Annotated in this window: 18 protein-coding genes and 2 pseudogenes; 11 read left to right on the top strand and 9 right to left on the bottom strand. The window is 41.4% G+C overall.

Translation table 11 applies throughout. The annotated features are described in order from the left end of the window. Nucleotides 1-96: 96 nt before the first annotated feature. Together V7K56_RS18505 and V7K56_RS18500 are read left to right on the top strand one after the other, a co-directional pair. Nucleotides 97-570 carry an MATE family efflux transporter gene (locus V7K56_RS18505; RefSeq protein WP_334912326.1) on the top strand — a complete coding sequence of 158 codons (474 nt, stop codon included), beginning with the start codon at nt 97-99 and terminating at the stop codon, nt 568-570. A gap of 68 nt (nt 571-638) precedes the next feature. Continuing rightward, nucleotides 639-1829, top strand: coding sequence for an MFS transporter (locus tag V7K56_RS18500; RefSeq protein WP_334912324.1), 1191 nt, complete (start codon nt 639-641; stop codon nt 1827-1829). Between the two features lie 539 nt (nt 1830-2368). Here the strand turns inward: V7K56_RS18500 and V7K56_RS18495 are convergent. Together V7K56_RS18495 and V7K56_RS18490 are read right to left on the bottom strand one after the other, a co-directional pair. Beyond that, the gene (locus V7K56_RS18495; protein WP_334912323.1) at nt 2369-2800 is read right to left on the bottom strand and encodes a hypothetical protein; all 432 of its coding nucleotides are present in this window, start codon (nt 2798-2800) and stop codon (nt 2369-2371) included. A 301-nt stretch (nt 2801-3101) separates the two neighbouring features. Next, a complete protein-coding gene (locus V7K56_RS18490) occupies nt 3102-4121 on the bottom strand; it encodes an aldo/keto reductase (RefSeq protein ID WP_334912322.1) in 1020 nt (339 codons plus the stop codon). A 511-nt stretch (nt 4122-4632) separates the two neighbouring features. Between V7K56_RS18490 and V7K56_RS18485 the strand changes: the two genes are divergently transcribed. Together V7K56_RS18485 and V7K56_RS18480 are read left to right on the top strand one after the other, a co-directional pair. Continuing rightward, the gene (locus V7K56_RS18485; RefSeq protein WP_334912321.1) at nt 4633-5724 is read left to right on the top strand and encodes a mevalonate kinase family protein; all 1092 of its coding nucleotides are present in this window, start codon (nt 4633-4635) and stop codon (nt 5722-5724) included. 133 nt (nt 5725-5857) lie between these two features. Beyond that, nucleotides 5858-6478 (top strand): hypothetical protein, encoded by a 621-nt coding sequence (locus V7K56_RS18480; protein WP_334912320.1) that lies wholly within the window; start codon nt 5858-5860, stop codon nt 6476-6478. 26 nt (nt 6479-6504) lie between these two features. Here V7K56_RS18480 and V7K56_RS18475 read toward each other — a convergent pair. Together V7K56_RS18475 and thrS are read right to left on the bottom strand one after the other, a co-directional pair. Beyond that, a pseudogene (locus V7K56_RS18475) lies at nt 6505-6700 on the bottom strand (IS630 family transposase); the annotation flags it as partial. Nucleotides 6701-6790: 90 nt separating this feature from the next. Next, complete coding sequence (gene thrS / locus V7K56_RS18470) at nt 6791-8626, bottom strand: threonine--tRNA ligase (protein WP_334912319.1); 1836 nt, start codon at nt 8624-8626, stop codon at nt 6791-6793. Nucleotides 8627-9416: 790 nt separating this feature from the next. Here thrS and V7K56_RS18465 point away from each other — a divergent pair. Beyond that, nucleotides 9417-9734 carry a DUF2605 domain-containing protein gene (locus V7K56_RS18465; protein WP_334912318.1) on the top strand — a complete coding sequence of 106 codons (318 nt, stop codon included), beginning with the start codon at nt 9417-9419 and terminating at the stop codon, nt 9732-9734. Between the two features lie 308 nt (nt 9735-10042). Next, nucleotides 10043-10369, top strand: coding sequence for a DUF2973 domain-containing protein (locus V7K56_RS18460; protein ID WP_334912317.1), 327 nt, complete (start codon nt 10043-10045; stop codon nt 10367-10369). 342 nt (nt 10370-10711) lie between these two features. Here the strand turns inward: V7K56_RS18460 and V7K56_RS37135 are convergent. Further along, a pseudogene (locus V7K56_RS37135) lies at nt 10712-10929 on the bottom strand (DUF7219 family protein). Between the two features lie 47 nt (nt 10930-10976). Beyond that, nucleotides 10977-11252, bottom strand: coding sequence for a hypothetical protein (locus V7K56_RS18455; protein ID WP_334912316.1), 276 nt, complete (start codon nt 11250-11252; stop codon nt 10977-10979). 210 nt (nt 11253-11462) lie between these two features. On the opposite strand from V7K56_RS18455, the gene V7K56_RS18450 reads away from it, so the two are divergent. Next, nucleotides 11463-11594, top strand: coding sequence for a hypothetical protein (locus V7K56_RS18450; protein ID WP_334912315.1), 132 nt, complete (start codon nt 11463-11465; stop codon nt 11592-11594). 203 nt (nt 11595-11797) lie between these two features. Here V7K56_RS18450 and V7K56_RS18445 read toward each other — a convergent pair whose 3' ends face one another. Both V7K56_RS18445 and V7K56_RS18440 read right to left on the bottom strand, forming a co-directional pair. Beyond that, a complete protein-coding gene (locus tag V7K56_RS18445; protein WP_334912314.1) occupies nt 11798-13327 on the bottom strand; it encodes a chlorophyll a/b binding light-harvesting protein in 1530 nt (509 codons plus the stop codon). 83 nt (nt 13328-13410) lie between these two features. Next, nucleotides 13411-14469 carry a chlorophyll a/b binding light-harvesting protein gene (locus V7K56_RS18440; protein WP_334912313.1) on the bottom strand — a complete coding sequence of 353 codons (1059 nt, stop codon included), beginning with the start codon at nt 14467-14469 and terminating at the stop codon, nt 13411-13413. Between the two features lie 219 nt (nt 14470-14688). Between V7K56_RS18440 and V7K56_RS18435 the strand changes: the two genes are divergently transcribed. The 3 genes from V7K56_RS18435 to V7K56_RS18425 all read left to right on the top strand — a co-directional run bounded on the left by V7K56_RS18435 (nt 14689) and on the right by V7K56_RS18425 (nt 16027). After that, nucleotides 14689-14826 carry a hypothetical protein gene (locus V7K56_RS18435; RefSeq protein WP_334912327.1) on the top strand — a complete coding sequence of 46 codons (138 nt, stop codon included), beginning with the start codon at nt 14689-14691 and terminating at the stop codon, nt 14824-14826. A 77-nt stretch (nt 14827-14903) separates the two neighbouring features. Next, entirely contained in the window at nt 14904-15347 is a 444-nt protein-coding gene (locus V7K56_RS18430; protein WP_334912325.1) for a RusA family crossover junction endodeoxyribonuclease, read from the top strand. Beyond that, complete coding sequence (locus V7K56_RS18425; protein WP_334912312.1) at nt 15347-16027, top strand: hypothetical protein; 681 nt, start codon at nt 15347-15349, stop codon at nt 16025-16027. Before V7K56_RS18430 ends, V7K56_RS18425 begins: the two co-directional genes overlap by 1 nt. A gap of 117 nt (nt 16028-16144) precedes the next feature. Here the strand turns inward: V7K56_RS18425 and V7K56_RS18420 are convergent, their stop codons facing one another. Next, nucleotides 16145-18436 (bottom strand): amylo-alpha-1,6-glucosidase, encoded by a 2292-nt coding sequence (locus tag V7K56_RS18420; RefSeq protein WP_334912311.1) that lies wholly within the window; start codon nt 18434-18436, stop codon nt 16145-16147. 1245 nt (nt 18437-19681) lie between these two features. Here V7K56_RS18420 and V7K56_RS18415 point away from each other — a divergent pair. Then, the gene (locus V7K56_RS18415) at nt 19682-21691 is read left to right on the top strand and encodes a DICT sensory domain-containing protein (RefSeq protein WP_334912310.1); all 2010 of its coding nucleotides are present in this window, start codon (nt 19682-19684) and stop codon (nt 21689-21691) included. Nucleotides 21692-21897: the final 206 nt, after the last annotated feature.

Here is a 21897-nt window from a genome sequence, read left to right as displayed (position 1 = left end):
GTTTGTGTAGATTGGCGTTTTCGTACAGAGGATGCAAGAGTTAAGCTTTCAAAGATTTATCCAACCCATCAAAATTAATGGGACAGACCACTAGGCATTTCTCTAGCGACAACAGTTCGTGTTGGACAGTTAGCCGGACACAATGACTTAGTTGGCACTCGTCTAGCTGGATATGTAGGCATTGCCATTGCAGCTTTATCTATGGGTGTAGTAGTCCTTGGATTTTGGCTAGTACCAAAGTCGATTATTTCTCTTTATATTGACATCAACAATCAGAACAATGCAGATGTGGTTGCCCTGGCGGTGAAATTGCTAGCAGTCGCGGCAATTTTTCAAATAGTTGACGGTGTGCAAGTTACTGCCGCAGGAGCATTACGTGGACTAAAAGACACTCGAATCCCGATGTTGATTGGAATTTTTGCTTATTGGTGTGTTGGTTTATTTACTGGTTATATTTTTGGGATCTTGTTGGGGTTTGGAGCTATTGGTTTTTGGTGGAGATTGGCTATTGGTTTAGCGATCGCTGCAATAATCCTAACTTGGCGGTTTAGTACCAGGAAAACTAAATAACTGATAAACACGAGATGAAGCTCAAGGGAAAAGTCCTCAAGCAACTAAATTATAGTGACTTAGATTGAATGAAAAAACAAATCTCAAGTAACGGATTAACTAAAATTCAGGTACTGATTATGGCGATCGCATCTGGTATGTGTGTTGCTAACATTTATTATAATCAGCCAATTCTCAAAGATATTGCATCTTCTTTTCAAGTTAGTGAAGGTGAAGTGGGTAGCATATCTGTGCTTTCGCAAGTTGGTTACGGTTTTGGGCTTTTCTTTTTAATTCCCTTGGGTGATAAAATCAACAAAAAAACATTAATTCTTTCCTTACTTATATGTTTGTTCTGTTTGTTGATATTCATGACGTTTTCACAAAATATTGTCGAGGTTTGGATATTGAGCATAGCAATTGGAATTACAACAGTCTCCGCTCAGATTATTCTTCCCTTAGCAGCAAGTATAGATAGAGTAACTACAGGTCAAACTGTAGGCAGTATTTTTACTGGTATATTGATTGGAATTTTAGGAGCAAGGGTTTTTAGTGGATATATTGCTGAATGCTTGAGTTGGCGTTATGTATATGGATTTTCAGGAATAATGATTTTAATTGTTACTGTCTTGCTCAAGATTTACTTGCCTAATGTAAATAATGAATACACTGGTAATTATTTTGATTTATTAAAATCCACGCTTCAACAATTAAAACGTTTTTCCTTATTGAGAGAAACATCTTTAATTGGAGGATTAATGTTTGGTGTCTTTTGCTCATTTTGGACAACGTTGACTTTCCATTTAAGCGGAGCACCTTTTAACTTTCAATCTGACACAATTGGGATGTATGGCTTTGTGGCGATCGCAGGTGCATTAATGGCACCAATTTTTGGGAAATTAGCCGATAGAGGTAATTCCCAACGTTCCTTAACTATTTCTATATCCCTGATGATTGCAAGTTTAGTAATTGCTAAAATTGCTTCTACTTCAGCGCTGGCGATCGCTGTTGCTGTATTGTTACTAGATGTAAGTGCACAGGCAATTCAAGTCACCAATATTGCCAGAATATACACTCTTGATGCTCAATCGAATAGTCGCATCAACACAGTTTACATGACTATCTATTTTATTGGTGGTGCTGTAGGTACCAGTATTAGTCTATTATGCTGGCATTTTGGTGGCTGGAATTTGGTGACTTGGCAGATGTTAGTTTTTACTTTGCTTGCATTTATTGTTATAATCAGACCCAAAATCACAACAGCAAGCATAAATAAATAATAAATAGACCTCTTGCTTAAATCAAAAATAAAGAACCCCACCCCGGATTTGAGTAAAGCAAACGCTCCCCTTGGTAAGGGACTATGGTGTACACACAAGTCAAATTATCCCCCTTATAAAGCTATGCATTATAAAGGGGATAAATAATGAATCAATTCAAAATTCAAAATTCAAAATTCAAAATTAAATACAGCCACCCACAAGGGTTGGGGTTTGTACCTACCGAGTGATACAAGGATTTTTTCGCCCACGAGGGGCGAGGTTTTAAACCTAACTTTTTTCATAGATTTTGTTCCCTCCCCTTGGAAAGGGGAGCCACTGCGTTGGGGAGGCAGGTGCTAACAGCGGGTTTCCCGACTTGAAGCAACTGCCGTCGGCTCTGCCGACAGCCAAGCAAGTGGCGTGAGGGTTAGGGTAGAGTAAATGACAACATAGATTAGTGAGTCCCCTTGTTTTATCTTCCTCACTTTATAGTGTTAAGAAATGTTGTGATTTTAGTTTACATAATCTGTTAATATTTGCGAATCAACAGTGTTATTTTAAGTTATTGGGCGGCTACCATCTATCTCTAGAGTATCCTTAACTTGAAATTTACTCTTGGCGATCGGACGTTGACCATCTATATCAAGAATTTCCTCAACTTCTAAATCACTAGGGTCAATTGGACGCTCGCCGTCTACAGTTAGCATCTCATTTTCTTGAAAATTACTCTTGCCGATTGGACGTTGACCATCTATATCAATTGTTTTTTCGCTATAATTTTCATTTTTTGCAATTGGGCGCTGACCATCTATATCAATTGTTTCCTCAATCTGAATGTTACTTGGATCAACTGGACGCTGACCGTCTATATTAATTGTTTTAGTTAACTGTTTAGGTTCGTTGGATAATGAATGTATGTTATTTTCAGCCACATTTGTATCCCGATTTAAATTGTTTTTAGTACTATCAACTTTGTTTTTGGTATCCATATTTATTATTGTTATTATAGACTATTTATCTGCTGCCAATATCATTTTAAGGTTTTTATCTCTCAGTTATAGAAACTAAGTTTTGGTAAATAGCAGGAAAATTTGCTTATTTTTTAAGGTACTGAAATAGAATCAAAAAATCCTCTACCACAGCACAGAATATATCTCTAACTTTAGAGGTATTTTTCATTTTTTCTTTGCTACTTAGCAAAATTAGCTTGGCACACTACTAGGACAAGCAGATAGGGAGCGATCACACCAAGCTTACTGCCAAAAGCGATCGCAACTTCTTCGGGTCTTTTTATTGTGGAATGCGCTCAACTCCGAACTTGCGCTGATGCCAATAAGGATAGATTGGCACGCTGGCGCTAACCTCATTGAGCCGATTTACTTCCTCTAGTGTTAGCTCCCACTGAGCAGCACCAAGGTTGTCTCGAAGTTGTTGTTCATTCCGCGCTCCGATAATAACGGATGTAATACCAGACTGACGTAACAGCCAGTTGAGTGCGACTTGAGCAGCACTGACACCACGGTTATTAGCCACTTCAAGCAAAACTTCCACAATGTCGTATCCCTTTTCCAGGTCACTGACAGTGCCAATATCATCGATTTTTGCTCGTCGCGTCCCCTCCGGTTGCGACTGACCACGACGATACTTACCTGAGAGGAAACCAAAAGCGAGCGGACTCCACACCAAGATACCCACACCTTGATCTAAACTTAAAGGAATTAGTTCAAATTCCAACTCTCGCGCCACAAGCGAGTAATAAACCTGTTGTGATATATAGCGCTCCAAGTTCAAACGCTCTGATACAGACAGCGCCTTCATTAAATGCCAAGCTGAATAATTAGAGCAGCCAATATAGCGAACTTTGCCACTACGTACAAGATCATCTAAGGCGCGAAGCGTTTCTTCTAATGGAGTCAGAGCATCGAAACCATGAACTTGATAGAGGTCGATGTAATCTGTGTCTAATCGTCGTAGGCTGTCCTCACAGGCTCGAATCAGATGATAACGTGACAGGCCAGTATCATTTGCTCCTTTTCCCATACGACCATAAGCCTTAGTTGCAATAATTACATCAGAACGATGCTTTCCGAGAGCTTTACCAAGAATCTCCTCAGAAAGTCCATTCGAGTAAACATCTGCTGTGTCAAAGATATTGACACCTGCATCAAGGCAAATATCAATCAGATGCTGCGCCTCGTCTAGCTGAGTCGCCCCAATTCCTTGGAAGAAGTCGCTACCACCGAATGTCATTGTACCGAAACTAAGAACCGAAATTTTGAGACCGGACTTTCCTAAAAATCGCGTTTCCATCGCTGTTACTCCTTGAAGCCGTGTCTATTTGCAGATCAAGTGAACATTTTCTCACAATGGATAGTTTCTGTGGAACACCTTATGACATCTTCTCAAGAACCTGATCACTCATCTGAATTTGGTTTTTTCCTATATCACGTTTTAGCAAAAAAATACCTTGAGTAAGGAAATCTGGGGATAGAGGAAGGGACGCAAAACCGATAGTGCAGCGTTAGCAGCAGGCTGCACAAACGAGCGTCACAGCTTTTTAAAGTAACCATCCCTCTCTTAAACGGGCATAGTTGATTCCAGGAATAATCGATTTTTCCTTTTATTACCGAAAGCTCTGCTAATGTTAGGGTTATTGGAGTAATGGATGGCATGTTGTTAATTCAAGTTACAGCTATTTTCAGGTAAATAGACCACGCGGTAGGGGCGCAAGGCCTTGTGCCCCTAGAACAGATGTGGTTCAAATACATGAAAACTGCTGTAATCAGGATAATATAGCCCGATTAACAACAGGAAACTTCAAATGAAAATTTTTGTTCCAGGCCGTCTTTGTTTGTTCGGAGAACACAGCGATTGGGCAGGAGAATATCGCAGTGTTAATCCTCTAATCGAAAAGGGCTACACCTTAATTGTTGGTACTAATCAAGGAATTTATGCTGATGTCAAACCTAATTCTACTGAATTAATTATTCGTGCTTCTCTTAATGATGGCAGGAGTTATGAACCGCTGAGATTACCTATGGAATCTAACACCCTGAAGTGCGTAGCGGCAAAAGGTGGTTTCTTTAGTTATGCTGCTGGTACAGCTTATCAAATTCTGACTCACTATGGTGTCGGCGGACTTGAGGTTGATAATTATCTAACCGACTTACCCATTCAAAAAGGATTATCTTCGAGTGCTGCCTTTTGCGTTCTCATTGCGAGGGCTTTTAATCGTCTGTATGACTTGAAGATGACAATTCGTGAAGAAATGGAGTTTGCCTATCTAGGAGAAAGAACTACTCCTAGCCTTTGTGGCCGTATGGATCAGGCTTGTGCTTATGGAAATCGCCCAATATTGATGATATTTGATGGTGAAAAAATCGACCTGCTTGAGCTGAAAGTTAGTGAGGATTTATTTTTTGTGATTGTCGATCTTGGCGGCAGCAAAAACACACAAGAAATATTACAAAGATTGAATCAGTGTTATCCTTTTGCTACTAATTCTCTTCAGCAAAATGTTCAAAAATATTTTGGTTCTATTAGCTCTGAAATTACCCAGGCAGCAGTTGAAGCAATACAAAGAGCAGATGCCGAATTTCTTGGAGCTTTAATGACAAAAGCCCAATCTGAATTTGATCGGCATGTAGTTCCGGCTTGTCCCGCTCAATTAACTGCAAAAAAGCTGCATCTGCTTCTTCATCACGAGCCACTTAAGCCTTATATCTTCGGAGGAAAAGGTGTTGGTTCTCAGGGCGATGGCACTGCACAACTGATGGTTAAAAATCAAGAGAGTCAAAGAAAAACTATCGAACTTATTAAGCGCGATTTTCCTCAAATGCAAGCGTTAAAGTTAACTCTTTATAGCCCTTGCCGCCATCATCGCTATAATTTAACAACAATGCCTAACTCTTAGCTACTTCAGCTCCTAATTTTATTGTATGCGAAATTAACGAGGCGTTCTAGCTGTGCTCTAAGTTGTTTTTCAGACAAAACCTTTACGAATACCAAAGTCAGGCTCATGGTAAAACTAACTTCTGGGGTTAAACATGACAGATGAACGCGACAATATAATTAAAATATTCTTAGATAGAAAAATTATTTGGGAGCAGCATAATCACGGTCCTCACGCCGCTTATGATATGGCTGATAAGCATTCAGGATACTATTTCAATAGTGATCTTGCTATAATGTATCCTGATCTTAGACGCATAGCTGCCAGCTACCTTGCATCTTTTGTAGAAGATACGCAAGACGACTATTGGGTTTTCTCATATTTTGCATCTGTCTCAGCAAGCTTAGCGCTTGCAACAGAAATATCTACAATACTAAGTAAACGTCTTGGATATTTTAATATTGCGACAGGAAAAACTAACTTCCCCATCAAGGAGCACGATACAATACTAATTGTAGTTGACGATATACACTCAGGAGGCAGTATTAGAAAGATGCTAACCGCTTTCAAATATGCCAACTGCAACGTAATTCCAACCCTACTAACTCTAGGTAATTTCTCCAACAAAGATGATATTGACGGATTACATATTAGGTCAATTGTTCGCCGACCAATTGAATCTTGGCCTGCGGCTAATTGCCCTCTTTGTACTTCTGGTTCTCGTGCATTGTCTGCCCGATCGCAATGGAAGGAGTTGACTTGTGCTGATATCTAGTACTTCACCAAACAAACTTTGCAAGGTCAAACAGGGGGATACAACCGTTCGAGTTTCTTCCGTGCGTCCGAAGGTTTGAAAGCGCCAACTTACACTTGTTCGTTCTTGATTACGAGCTTTCTTCCAAGCGATAATTTCAGATTTCAATATTTCTACTTCTGGAATTCGTTGCTCTAAACATTGACGGGATAAAACGGATAATTCAATTTCTACTTGATTTAACCTTTGCCAAAACCTACCAGGTAGCCAATTATCTGATCTACTAGACAAAACGCACACTAATTACAATTGGTGTGCGTCTGCGGTTAGATTTTAGAAATTCTCGAATTTAGCGATCGCATCCTTCATTTTATCTACCACTTCATCTACAGGGATAACTCCCAATTCCCCAGAGGCGCGAGTACGGATGCTCAAGGTGTTGGTTTCCACTTCCTTAGCTCCCACCACTGCCATCACGGGTATTTTTTCTTTCTCTGCATTCCGAATCTGTTTACCTAAGCGATCGCCACTGGTATCAACTTCTGCACGGATGCCCAACGCTTTCATTTTCGCCATCACATCTTTAGCAAAGTCTAGCTGTGTATCACCCACTGGCAGTAATCTAGCTTGTACTGGCGCTAACCACAAAGGGAAATCGCCCGCATATTCTTCAATTAAGATTCCAATTAGCCGTTCTAGCGAACCAAAAGGCGCACGATGAATCATCACCGGGCGTTTGCGAGAACCATCCTCAGCAACATATTCTAATTCAAAGCGTTCTGGCAAGTTGTAATCTACTTGGACAGTTCCCAGTTGCCATTCGCGTTCTAAGGCATCGCTGAAAATAAAGTCGAGTTTGGGGCCGTAAAACGCCGCTTCCCCAATTCCTTCAAAGTGTTCCATCCCCAACTGTTCCACAGCACGACGAATCGCACCTTCAGCTTTTTCCCAAGCTTCATCAGAACCAATATACTTATCACTAGCCGGATCGCGAAAACTCAGTCTCGCTTTAAAGTTCTTTAATTGCAGTTTATTAAACACCGACAAAATCAAATCCACAACATTGATGAATTCGCTGTCTAGCTGTTCTGGGCTGACAAAGAGGTGAGAATCATCTACGGTGAAACCACGCACTCGCGTTAAACCGCCCAATTCCCCCGACTGTTCGTAGCGATAAACAGTGCCAAATTCTGCCAAGCGCATCGGTAGTTCTCGGTAGGAACGCAACTCACTTTTATATATTTGGATGTGGAAGGGGCAATTCATCGGCTTGAGGACAAAGCCTTGTTCGTGGGCAGATGCTTCCTCATCCTCCGCCATTAAGGGGAACATATCTTCTTTATATTTTTGCCAGTGTCCAGAGGTTTTAAATAAATCTACTCTGGCGATGTGCGGCGTTGCCACCGGCAAATAACCCCGCTTCAATTGTTCTTGCTTGAGGAAGTCTTCTAAAGTACTTCTTAACAAAGTGCCTTTAGGTGTCCATAAAGGTAAACCCGGCCCCACTTGGTCAGAAAATATAAATAATCCTAGTTCTTTACCCAGTTTCCGGTGATCTCGCCGTAGAGCTTCTTCTTTACGTCGCTTATATTCAGCGAGTTGTTCTGGGCTTTCCCAAGCGGTGGCATAGATGCGTTGTAGTTGGGCTTTAGTTTCATCCCCACGCCAATAAGCGCCAGCAACGCTTTCTAGTTCAATTGCTTTCGGGTTTAATTCACTGGTATTTTCCAGATGAGGCCCCGCGCACAAATCCCACCATTCATTCCCCAGGTGGTAAATTGTAATTGGTTCGTTTTTGATATCTGCCAGAATTTCTAGCTTATAAGGTTCCTTAATTTCCTGAATCCGGCGTTCGGCTTCTTCGCGGCTGACTTCTTCCCGAATTACTGCCAGTTTGCGATTGATAATCTTCGCCATCTCTTTCTTAATGGCTTTGAGATCGTTTTCGCTAAATGGTTCTGGATTATCGAAATCGTAGTAAAAACCGTTTTCAATCCAAGGGCCGATTGTAACTTGTGCCTTGGGAAACAGCTTTTGTACTGCCATTGCCATTACATGGGAAGCAGTGTGGCGAATCTTTTTTAAGTTCTCTGATTCGCTGGTACGCGGTAAATAAATTTTTTCAACTTGTTCTGACTGTTCGGACTGATTCGATGATTTTAGCGACATTGGCTACTGAACCGTTGGCGAAGTGATTACAAAAGGTGATTTATCTAAATCTGTAGGCTTATTCAACTATAACGACTTTGATTAAGTAGTCATTTGTCCTCTCTTACAAAGTTGAGGCAGTCCGTTGGCGGGGTTCCCCCTCTTAAAGGAACTGCCGTCTGATGCCTGCGGCGGGCTGCGCGAGAGCGTGGAAACCTCCGCTCAACGCCAGTGACGCTCCTGCGTCGCTACCGCTTCGCTAACACCCAAGTCGGGAAACCCTGACTGTGCGACTGGCTCGACTTTGCGCTTTGTCATTGGTCATTGGTGCATACCCCATCCCTTGCAATGTCATGAGCAGTTCAACAAAGCTCACCGTAAACTTGCTTTGACGTGGTGGGCAGAAAAAATTTTTCTTTCATCGGAGTAATTCAAACTATGTTAAAGAGTGGGCGTGCTTTATCTTGGACTAATCACTAATAACTAATGACTTTGCGTAGCGTTTGATTCTGAGTCCTGAATTCTTCTTCAATCCAAAGATAAAGATAAATTTTTGCTTTTTTACCTGAGTGTCAAATTCAGGATTGCTTGCGATCGCTAAATTATCTGATGAATTGCAACTCGGTGTTATATATACCTATAGTCGTCTCTCCAAAGGCACTGTACAAACCAGATATCAAGACTATATAATAAATTTGTAGTCTTTGTAACAAATTTTTACATCTGAAATTTCTGAGAGAAACCAAAAAAGTGTTAAGAAACGTAAATAACGTTAATATTAGTAAGCAAGTTTGAAATATGCTTCTTATTTATGCCAGACTCAAATTTACCAGGGACAGAGTTGCTGAAAACGGTTTTAGATCCGCTGCTGGAAGATTTTCAGCATTGGTTTACGCGATCGCGCCATTTACTCGAAACTGAGGAACTATCATTTATGAGTCACCAAGAGCAATCTGACTTGCTCTTACGGGTTAAGCAAGCACAGGATGAACTAAATACGGCGAAGATGCTATTTAATGCGACTGATAAACAAGTTGGCATTGAGATGGCAACGTTAATGCCTTGGCATGAATTAGTAACAGAATGCTGGAATGTCGCAATGCGCTTTCGTCAAGAACGTGATGTGTAAGCGCTCAATTTCGACAGACTACTTAACGATATCTTTTGACTAGCCAAGGAAGCGTCTATATAAGATGGTAAATCAGTCGTTAAAAAGATAGAAGAAAATTCTTAACAATTTCTTAACATTATCGGGATTAACAAGAGAATGTATCCTATGCTACCGTTAAGTAGAATAACGGTTGACAAATAGCTCCATATAAATGTAAGCACATGAAAAGTGCCTAGAATGCTCGTCTTAGCTGTGACTCACAGTATCGGCGAAACAAAGTGTTACAAAATAAAGTTTTAAAAATTGCTGTTCTGGAGGAAAATCCAATGTTACATTTGCTTTACATTCTTGCCTTTACAATTCTTGCATTTATAGCTGTTGGCAACTTAATTCGTAACCTGATTATGTTCAGTTTTGATCGGGAGCGAACTTACCCGACAAATTCCTCGCCAATGAATAACCAAGCCAACTATGGTTATTATTCAAAGAAACAATTTGTACCCCATCCAGAGTTATTAGATAACGCGGGCAACTTAATTAAAGATCCACTTTTGGTAATGCGTTCAATTAACGTTGAAGATGCACGTCAACATCTTGATGCACTTTATGAAGCATCCCCAGGACATAAGAGAGAAAATTCCGAAGAAGCATAACAAAAAAAGTCAGGAGTAGAGACGCGATTAATCGCGTCTGTTAATAGTTTGGGTGTAAATTATTGTTGTTTTTACATCCTTAACCCTTTTATTAGCAGAAATTGATTTCCATATCAATCCAGTAAATGTAGATTTTTTACATATTTATAAAAAATACTCAATTGGTGGACGATTGAACTCATCATTGCAAAAACTGCGATCGCAGGCGGATACAATTTTCATTTTTGAAGATGTGATTGAGGATTTGAAACGAGTAGCACTGTTGTTAAGATTTTCTGGTTATTAGCCATTAGTCAGTGCTTAGATCGAAATCAAAGACTCAGAGATGATCCGATCAACTTATTAACGAATTTCCAATTCTTTTTTGGCATTTTTTAACTGTCTCCAGTTTACCACTAATTTGGAGGCTGCAAATGTATGCAAATGTAGTTTACCCTTTGAGAAAAATCTTGAAGATTAGCGTTAAATACTAGATACTCTGGTTTAAATTGCCCATAATATGGACTACGAGGATATAGAAAATCACATAGTTCGGATAGCAAATCAGATTGTCGGTTCATAAGTATTTAGAGTATTACGGTTTAGTAAATTATCTAATTGAAAAATTTTAACAAAGCTTTCGCCGACCCTTTTGACAAGCATTACAGAAAGAAGTTTGAGGTTCAAAGTCAAGACAGCCGAACGCTTCCTCAGAACAAGCTTTAATTGGATGTACAGTACACTTAAGGCGATAGTCGTTAGTGAAATATTCACAAGCATGACAAGGAATTTGATGTAGCTTTTTTAAATGATTTATCCCATGTTTTAAGGTAAACCAGATACTCAAAATAAAGAAAATCAAAGTCGCCCAAGCAAATGAAGCGCAAAAAATTGTAGCCAGCATAAGTCATCCTCCTAAAGATTAGAAAAAAGTGCCTGTAGTCAACTGCTTTCAACCGCAGGCATGAAATATTATTTAGCTGGTGTTGAGTGAAACTAAATTAATTGAGTCAGTAGGTAGACATAAATCAATATGTCATTGTCTAAGCAATCTAATTATTAACTTGAGGCAATGAGCGCTAAGAATGCCTGGAGATAGCTTAAACTTTTAGACTTGAATAAACTGAATCTGAGTGATGTGGAGATTGCCAGAAATCGAGAATCTATTTTGCTAGAAGAGTTGGTTGAAAGAAGTGAAAAAATGCTGTCCTTGTTGACATTCCCAATAGCGATCGCCTTCCATTAAATAAGGTCGCTATCCTTGCATAACCTCGCGTTCTACGATGATAAGGTAAAGGTACAGGATAGCTCGGCACGTATAGCCGTTTAAACAAGGAGTGAGGCGAGTGCGAGCAATCTAAGTCTTGCTCTAAGATACTTACTAAATACTTTATTGTAAAGACGTAGAATGCTACGTCTTTACATCATGGGTACTAAATCACTAGATGATTAAATCGAGTTGATTGCAAGTGAACCGAATAAAGCAATACTAGTCAATAGCAGATAAGCGAAGATTGCTCCACCAATTCCACCAATCAAAAAGCCCTCAGTAAATTGACTCCATTCGGCGACAGTATTGATGCTCTGTGGCACTTTGGCAATTGTTGCAACCGAAACCGGTCGTGAGTAGATTTCTTGCTGTCTTTCGTAGCTAGTAGTGCCATAAAACGAAAAACTAATTGTCAGGATGATAATCAAACTACCTGTAACTAGTAAACCAACCAAGCTGCCCACATTAGAATTGCGTAATAAACCCAGTGAACCTAATGTTGCAAAGGGGCCAACTAGCCAGTAACCATGAGCCATGCCAATTTCTAATCCCCGCCACAAAGCAGATATACCAGGGCGGTAAATTGGCAAGTATTTGAGAAACTTCAGCGTCAGATCAGAAGAATTGACTACGGTTACTTGATTACGATTACTCGTTTGGCGCTCAACACGTGGAGGCTGAACCATATCACCATTTTTAAAATCAAATCCACCTGCGATCGCACGAGCGCGGAGAGCGTGCCAAATGTGACCTAACAGAAACATGAGCGCTAGGACAAAATGGAAAGTTACCAACCAACCACGAGCAGAAACTATACCAGCAGAAGTTTCTATAGCTTTAACTGGGCCATAAAAAACTTCGGGATAGACGGTGTTATTGACTGAAGCAAAGTATGCTGCTAAAAAGCCCATGTATGCTACAGCACCAATGCTGTAAGATAAATACGCTTCCCCTGAGTAAATCAAAACTCGGCGTGCCCAAGCAAATGGCTTAGTCAAGATGTGGAAAATACCACCGCCAATTAAAATCAAACCAACCCAGATGTGACCGCCAACCACATCTTCCAAGTTATCAACAGCAGCCAATCCCTCTGGTCCCCAAGCCCCGAATAGGTAGCCAAAGATGCGAAATGGGTTAAGTGTCGGATGATTGATTATCCTAACATCTCCACCGCCAGCTACCCAAGGGTCAAACAGTCCACCCCAAAATATCGCCTTAGCAACTAAAGCCAAAGCACCCAAACCTAAAAGCGTTAGGTGAATGCCCAAGATGGTTGTCATCTTGTCCTTATCTTCCCAGTCATAGCCAAAAAATCCAGCCCAAGTGGGATTATCTTGTAACACTTCTGGGCCTAGCAGAGAGTGATAAATACCACCAGCAGCCAGAATTACTGAAGGTATCAGATGCAAGACGCTGATTACGAAGTAGGGATATGTGCTAATAACTTGCCCACCAGCACCGACACCCAAACCTAGAGTCGCTAGATGAGGCAGTATGATTAACCCTTGCTCATACATTGGCTCATTAGAGTTGAAGCGCGACAATTCAAACAGCGTCATCCCTCCAGCCCATAACAAAATCAATGCAGAATGAGCAATATGAGCGCCTAGTAATTTTCCTGATAAATTAGTGAGACGAAAGTTGCCAGCCCACCAACCAACCTCAGGTATCTGTTGCTTATATGGGCTATCTTCAATTACTGCTGTCATTTCTAGTAATCCTTGAGAATTTTTAGCAATTTTGTTGAGCTTCTACTTCAAGATAATTGCAAATGCATTGCATTAAATTGAATTTAGCTAATTGGTTGCGGAATTACCGCCTCCTGACTCACCCTACCTTTGCGAAAATCAAACCCGCGTGCCCGCAAGGCGTGCCAGACATGACCTTGGAGAAAGAAAAAAGCTAACCAAAAATGGGCATTAGCTAACCAAGTCCGAGCAGTTACAAGGTCAGGGTCAGGTGATGAAAAGTACGGCACGATATTCTGCCTAACTACAAGCGCCGGCCCATAAAAAACTTCAGGATAAACAGTGGTGTTTACCGATACAAACAGAGTTGCAATAAAACCCATCAGTGCCAAAGCGCCCAGACTGTATGAGAGATAAGCTTCTCCAGACCAAACAAATAGTGGATGCGTCCAACTAAAGGGCTTAGTAGCTATGTGGAAAAGTCCACCAATAATCAATATTGCACCAACCCAAATATGTCCACCAACCACATCTTCAAGGTTGTCAACGCCAGCAATCCAGAATTTCCTAATTGCACCAAACAAATAACCAAAAATGACGGCTGGGTTTAATGTCGGATTTGTAATTACCCGCACATTTTCAACATTTGGGTCGTACAAACCCCCAAAGTACATTGCTTTGGCGACTAACAAGAATGCACCACAACCCAGTAAAACCAGATGTATACCAAGGATTGTGGTCATTTTACCCGTGTCTGACCAGTCGTAGCCAAAGAAAGGAACTTTACCTTCCAATTTTTCCGGGCCACGCAGGGAATGAAAGATTCCTCCAAAACCCAAAAAGGCTGAGGAAATTAGATGTAAAGCTCCAATTACAAAATAGGGATAAGTACTCACAACCGCACCATTTGCACCAACACCCCAACCTTCAGTAGCTAGATGAGGTAGCAAAATTAAGCCTTGCGAGTACATCGGTTCTGCTGGATTAAAGTGGGCTAGCTCAAACAAAGTCATAGCTCCTGCCCAGAAAACTATTAGACCAGAATGAGCGACGTGAGCGCCTAGTAATTTCCCTGATAAGCTGGTGAGTCTGGCGTTACCTGCCCACCAAGGTGAGTCAGTAAGGTCTTGTTCCACTGACAGCGGACTTGTAGAAATTGTCATTTTCCATTTATCCTTCTATTGAGAATATTATTCAATAGGCTTAAAAAGAGTCTACACTAAAATTGAAATTAATGAAAGAAAGTCTCATTAATTATTTTGAATGCAAATGAAAAATTACTTATATCTCAAAAAGTTTAGTGTTAATGATATTTGACTCTGGAAGATTCCCCAAACCTATCAGTAGGTATTACATTATAGATATTTTGTCAATAAGTAATAGTGCTTAAACTGTTTGGCGAGCGACTTGAAGGGGATACTGTTTCTACATTGATTGCCAGCCTGAAACGACATGGTGTGAGTGATAAGATAATTGGTGAAGCACTCAACAAAGCTGTTGGGCAATATAGCAACAGTTAGTAATGGCAATAAAAGAAAAGCTAAATCCAGCTGAGTAGTGAGAATTATCTGCTTGTGTTCTAGGTTACTAGTATAAAATAACCTTTGATTTATTATTTAAAAGTGCATTAACCAGATTTGAGTTCATAGTAGATGGGCCACCAGTATCACAACAGGCTCGTAAGCGCGGTAAGGGCAATCGGCTTCAAGATTGGAAAAAGACAGTGCGACAAGAGGCTGAAAAATACTGGTCTTCGGAACACAAAACAGCTACTGGGTTGGTTATGCTCCAGATAACCTATTTCTATGATTCTGTTCAAATAGATGTGGACAATATAGTGAAACCTATTCAAGATGCAATTAAAGGATTAGCCTACGTCGATGATGAGCAAGTAAGCGATCTCGTAGTTAGAAAGAGAAATTTGTCAGGTAACTTTAGAATAGAAAACATGACCTCGACATTGGCAGAAGGTTTTGCTCGTGGTAATGAGTTCTTACATATTGTCGTAATTAATGCTTCTAACCAGGAGGTACTTACCTGATGGCAATTTCAACCGCAAATTTAGAAAGAGAGCGATTGCTGAAATTAGCAGAGGAGTACCGCCAGAAGGGTTACGAAGTTTTTTTTCATCCAAATCCAGAAGATTTGCCTGACTTCCTTAATAACTATAGCCCTGACATGATAGTACGTCGGGGAGAAGAAAATGTAGTTATTCAAGTCAAGTCACGCTCCTCACTTAACTCTTCTTCCAATCAATACTTAGGTAATTTAGCTCAAGCGGTAGAAAGACATCCTGGTTGGAGATTTGAATTAGTAATGACCAACCCAGAGGATACAACGTATTCTCCCAAAGCAGAGGCTTCTCTTCAAAAACATGAAATAAAATCACAGTTACAAGTAGCAAGGCAACTTATAACGCAAAATCCAGAATTAGCTCTCCTATCTTCCTGGTCTTTAGTAGAAGCAACTTTGAGACTTATTGCCCAAGAAGAAGAGCTAAGTTTACAAAGATTTGATCCACGCTACTTAATAAAGCAATTAGCAACTGAAGGTGTAATTTCAAAATCTGAGTATCAGTTACTAATGAATGCACTTCCATTACGTAATTCTATTGCTCATGGCTTTAAAACTACACAAATTACGCCAAATTCTGTATACGAATTGATCGAGCTTACAGAGCAGCTCTTGAGAACTCTACACACTGGCGATAAAGCAGGCTAACACTGCGTTGGTTGGAGTAGGATGGCGCTGGGCGATGTCTACGACGGGCTATGCTTACGCACCAAGCATATCAGCTTAAAATAGGGAGCAGTAAATTCCCTACTCCCTACTCCCTTCCTAAGCTTCAATAACTACCCGCAGATTGCCCCGTTTTTTCGCAACGCGACAAGCAGTCGTAGTTCCAGAACGCTCGAATTCCAAATCGAGGATGGTGGGACCAACTCGTAAATTATAAAATGACAGGCGATTAATCGATTCTGGCAAAGCAGGGTCGATTATTCGCAAGCAGTTATTTTGAGCGTCAGGTACTAAGTTAACCATCATTTGCAGTAGTTGAAAAATACTACCTGTAGCCCAAGCTTGGGGAGTGCAGGCAACTGGATACTGCACAGGGGCATTATCACCGTTCCGTTCGTAGCCGCAGAAAAGTTCTGGAGGACGTTGATAGGGTTGCTGCTGAGTCATATCGAATAAACCTTGGAATATTTCTAGGGCTTGATCGATAAGACCGAGCGATCGCAATCCCATTGCAATCAAAGCGTTATCATGGGGCCAAACTGAACCAATGTGATAACCCATCGGATTATAAGCGGGTGACAAACTACTTAAAGTCCGAATACCCCAACCATTAAACATATCTGGTGCCCGCAACCGTTCTGCTACACTATGAGCTTTTTCCTCTGTGAAGAGTCCCAAATGCAGACAATGACCAGGATTTGAGGTAATACTGTCTACTGGCTTGCCATCTCCATCCAAAGCTAGGGCGCAGAAATCTTGATCTTCTACCCAAAAATCTCGATTAAAACGAACTTTAAGATTTCTGGCCTCTTCTTGCCAACGATCTGCCAAATCAAGCCGCTTCTTCATCCTAGCTATTTCTGCTAGACGCATTTTTGCAGCATAGACGTAAGCTTGCACCTCACACAGGGCAATTGGGCCGTTGGCTAATTCTCCCTTGCGGTCTACAATACAGTCGCCGGAATCTTTCCAACCCTGGTTAACAAGACCGCGTTTGGATCTACGGAAGTAGCTGAGGTAGCTGGTTTCTTTGGTATTGCGATCAATCCACTCCATTGCAGCTAGAGCATTGGGCCAAAGTTGCTCTAGGAGTTCTCCATCGTAAGTCCAAGCATAGTGTTCGGCATAGAGCATCAGCCATAAGGGAGTGGCATCAACTGTACCGTAGTAAGGTGTATGGGGAATTTCTTCACAACGAGCCATTTCTCCCAAACGTAACTCGTGCAAAATCTTACCCGGTTGTTCTTCGCGCCATTCGTCGTCAATTTTACCTTGGTATGTCGCAAGTAATATCAGAGTTTCCTTAGCGATTTGCGAGTTTAACATCAGGCTTTGAGAAGCTGTAATCAGCGAATCTCGCCCAAATAATGTTGAAAACCAAGGTACTCCGGCAGAAACAGTCTTATGCTTACCAAAAGACTGGCGCAACAAATACATATCTTGTTCAGCCCGCTCAATCACTCGATTGAAGGTACTCTTATCTGAGCTAATGCGGGTAATTTGTTGTACCCAGTGTTGCTCCTCCATCCACTCAGCAGCTTTTGCTTGTCCTAATGTGGTAGCGGCGCTCACGGTTGAACTGGACTGGTTGTTTCTCAACATATTCACTCGGTAGCCCAGCTTTTGAGTTTCGTGAGAAGCCAACTCTAGCTGCCAAACCGCAGTGTAGCCTTTGAAATAGTCTGGTTGCCGATGCTGGAATAGAATCCGGGATTCCATCACTGAGCCGTCCAAACCTTGATAGGCGAGTGTTAAGGATTCTTCTCTATAGACAGATGGCTCTTTAGGTACTGGTGCAACACCCTCAATGTGAGAAGATGTTCCTTCCTCAGTCGTCGGTTCTACTAGGCGTAAAAGCCGACCTCGCTTTTCTCTGTCATAGCCCCGGACTTCAAATAAATCAATAAAATCCGCATCAAAGCTGATGGTTAGTTCAAAATTGACGGTTGTTGTGCTGTAGTTAGATACTTCTATTTCTTCAAATAATGCTCCATTTAGCACAATTTCTCGGCGAATTCCTACGGTTTCGGCTTTTAGGCGTTCGTCAATTCTGGGGTTGGTACACAAAACTGAGAGTGAAAACCCTTTTTCAGCAGTACTACTGAGGAGTACAGGCGATCGCCCTTCAATTTGCACTTCCAAGCGATTCAGAAATCTCGTATCACAACAAAACAGTCCCATACTGGGATTGCCATCGTTGAGGGAACAGCCAGAAATATTCCCGATAGTATCTGTCACAAAAAATAAATCATCATCTTTAACCGTTAGTGTCGGTTGCGCTCTTTCAGCCACAACACAGGGCCACTCCGGGATCGGTAATTGTTCGGCAGGAATAAAAGTTTTTCCATCCAAAAAAATTTTTTCTGGGGTGATTAGCGTATCCGGTGTCATTAGACAAAGTTCCGTGTACAGGTCTAAATTTTTGTGGTCTTTTGAGTAGAAGTCTCTTACCCAAGAGGCAGAGGGAAAGAATAAATACCCCTTTTGCTTTGAGACAGAGCAACTAAATTTATTTAAGTCGCAAAAAGAAAGATTTGTGTCAAGACACGTAGTTTAAACAAAGGACAGCGTATCGTAGAGAGACAAAAAGTGCAGAGTCAGATCAGCAATCTTGCCCTGCTTTTACAGCGTTTTTCAAGTAATTGAACTACACTACTCCCTACTCCTTGTCTTAGTCTTGGTCTAAATACCTGAAAACCTCTGTAAATATGCGGTTTTCTCTTTGCCCTATCCTTTCTGCTTCTTGTTCATCCTCACAACTTCCGAAAAAAGACGCTCTTTAAAACTCGTTTGAGCTATTCGAGTCAAAATAATCCTGACATATTGCTGACAAAATAGCAGCGCTTATATCCATACAACTATAAGTAAATCTTATTGAAGGAGGCAGAAGGCAGACTGCCCTCAGTAAGAACTGCCTTTGTCGATAAATTTATATTTTATTAAGTGTGAGGTCAAAACTGAAAATTGAGGGTTTTGAGCTAATTTATTAGCCGTTGAACTTTCAAAAACACAAGGTATATAGTATACTCAGTGAAAATGTGAAACTTATGGTTTTTTGTTGGACATAAAGAAAATTTATTCTTTACTAGAATACGATTTTGTCTTAAATATCTTTGGTATTTGATTAGACTAATTTATAATAATTAATTAATTAATTGATTAAGTTTAATTACTAATTATTGATTAAGTTATGTGAATGTCACAGTCATGATTTTTGGGTAAGAAAATTTATTTAGTTAGCAGAAATCAACGTCGGCAAAGTAGGCGATGTCTACGACAGGCTATTTTGCCGACGCATGGACTGTAAATCGATCGTCTGTGGTTATTAGCAAACACAGTAGTTAAAACCATACAATAATTAATGTTTTAGTACTTATTCCTGAAAGATTTTACCTGTGCAAGCAAAAGCATCAGGTGTCGAGAATGTATATTGGGCGTAATAGGTTGTCAATCAACAAATCAAATTGTACGCACGCCCCTTAATTGGTAACAAAGTGTTACGACTGCTTTGGCAAAAAGCGCTTTTTAGCGTTCTTTACATATTGCAACTGTCTATTTAACTTGAGAGTCCCTTGGAATTTGTACAATGCAGCTGTGTCGTGGATCTGATCGAGGTTGAGCGTTTAACAATAATTCATGAGCATTTCGACTTCTGTGCTGAGTGATCTGCTAAAGTCCCTACCCTACTTGCGGCCCCAGCTATATTTTAAGGCTTCACTAACGGCGCTCTCCCACGCGATGGAAGATCAAGTTTTAGCTGCGACTTTAGCACAACCCCTTGTAATTGCTAGTTTCCAGCGAGAGCGATTCTACCGCCAAGAAGCTCATCGCTACCTGCGACTAGCCTTGCGGAGTAACCAAATATACGTATTATCTGCTCCAGAAACAGATTTCACCAACAGTTCGGAAAACTACGAAAAAGTGGCTTTTGAGCCAACGGATGGCTTGAGTCAGGAGTGGCATTTGGTAGTGATCGCTGACAATTATGCTACTTGTCTGGTTTGCCGAGAAAACCTTGGTTCTCTTGCCAAAAACAAGCAACTACCGGAACTAAACCCTAATCTGGATATAGACACAGCCCGAAGATTTGAGGGAATTTGGACATCGGAAAGGGGAGTTAGCCTCAAAGCAGCCGAATTGCTGTTAGATAGAGTTTTGGTTTACAGACCAGAACTAGCAAGCAAAATTCAACAGGCACGTCAGAGGTTTGGCATCGGGGAGCCGCGAAACCACTTTGGAGCCGAACAGGTAAACGAATATGCCTGTGACATTGATACAGATCCCTTTGTGCAGCGCTTAGTAACTTATTTGCAAGCTAGTCAATACAAATTGCACAAAGCTTACCGTTCTATTGCTGCCCAAGCACGAAAAGAACGATTAGTCAACTCAATTAGTACTGCCATTCGGCGATCGCTCGATCCTCACGAAGTTCTCAAGGTGGCAGCACAAGAATTAGGGCAACACCTAAAAGCTTGTCGGTGTTTAATTTACCGCGCTCAAGCCACAGATAGCCAAGCGATAATTGAACACGAGTTTTTGACTCCCGGTGTTTTATCTGTTTGTGGGCAAACTTGGGAGTTAGAGAAAAATTCCCTGTTTCGGGACATCGTGGAACAAGGTGAAGGTGTTTGTGTCAGCGATACGCTGAGTGACCCCCGTGTTACTAAATCGTCAGGACTTTCCACGATCGCCAAAAAGTTTGCCATTCGTTCTTGGCTGATGGAACCAGTATTCTATCAGGGACGATTATTGGGGATTGTGGAGTTACATTACTGCCGGATGCCACCGCACGAGTGCCAACCTGGGGAATTAGATTTGATAGAAGCGATCGCTACCCAAGTAGGAGCAGCTCTCATCCAAGCGGAAGCTTACGCTAATCTAGAAGAACTTAACCAGCAACTAGAAGCCCTAGACCGCACCCGCAGCAACCTCATAGCCATCACCGGACACGAACTACGTACCCCCCTATCCACAATTCAAGTGTGTCTGGAAAGTCTCGCTAACGAACCGGATATGCCCTTGGAGTTGCAGCAGGTGATGCTTAACACCGCTCTTTCCGACTCGGAACGGATGCGAAAACTGGTACAAGATTTCCTTACACTTTCTAACTTGGAAAGCGGTCGGGTGGAATGGCATCCAGAATCTCTCACCTTACAAGAATGTGTGGATTTAGCACTTACCCGAAATCGTACGCGTTCTTCAACGGAAAAACCGCCCCAAATCAAGACTCAAATTGCCGAAAACCTACCTTTGGTAAGAGCTGACGGTGATTGGCTAGTCGAGGTACTGGCAAAACTCATAGACAATGCTTTGAAATTTACGCCACCCCAAGGAGAAATCACGATTAAAGCGATTTCCAACAGCCGTCAAATGGTCGAGGTGACTGTCGCTGACACTGGACGCGGCATTGAACCAAATCGTTTAGAAATAGTTTTTGACCGCTTCTATCAAGAAGAAGGAGCGTTGCGCCGCACCACTAGCGGAACTGGACTTGGTTTAGCAATTTGCCGTCAAATTGTTAATGGCTGGGGTGGGCAAATTTGGGCAGAGTCAACTGGTAAAGACCAGGGCAGTCAGTTTCACTTCACCATCCCGATTGTTCAGAGTAGACAAGAGGAAAAGCGGACAAAAGTCAAGAGTAAATAGGTATTAGTCCTTTGTCATTGGGCATTGAGCGTGGGGCATGGGGCAAAACAGTTCCGAGTTTCGAGTTCCTCGGCAAGCGAGTAAAGAAGTGAGATTCCCCACTTAGCACTCAGCACGGGCTAAACGCCCCGCTGACGCTAACAGCACTCAGCACTCCTGAAGGGCATGGAGCATTGGTTTTTAACAAATGACAAAGAACAAAAGAC

Source organism: Nostoc sp. (genome assembly GCF_036917535.1).
GTDB lineage: Bacteria > Cyanobacteriota > Cyanobacteriia > Cyanobacteriales > Nostocaceae > Nostoc.
This window is presented reverse-complemented; position numbering and strand designations above follow the sequence as displayed.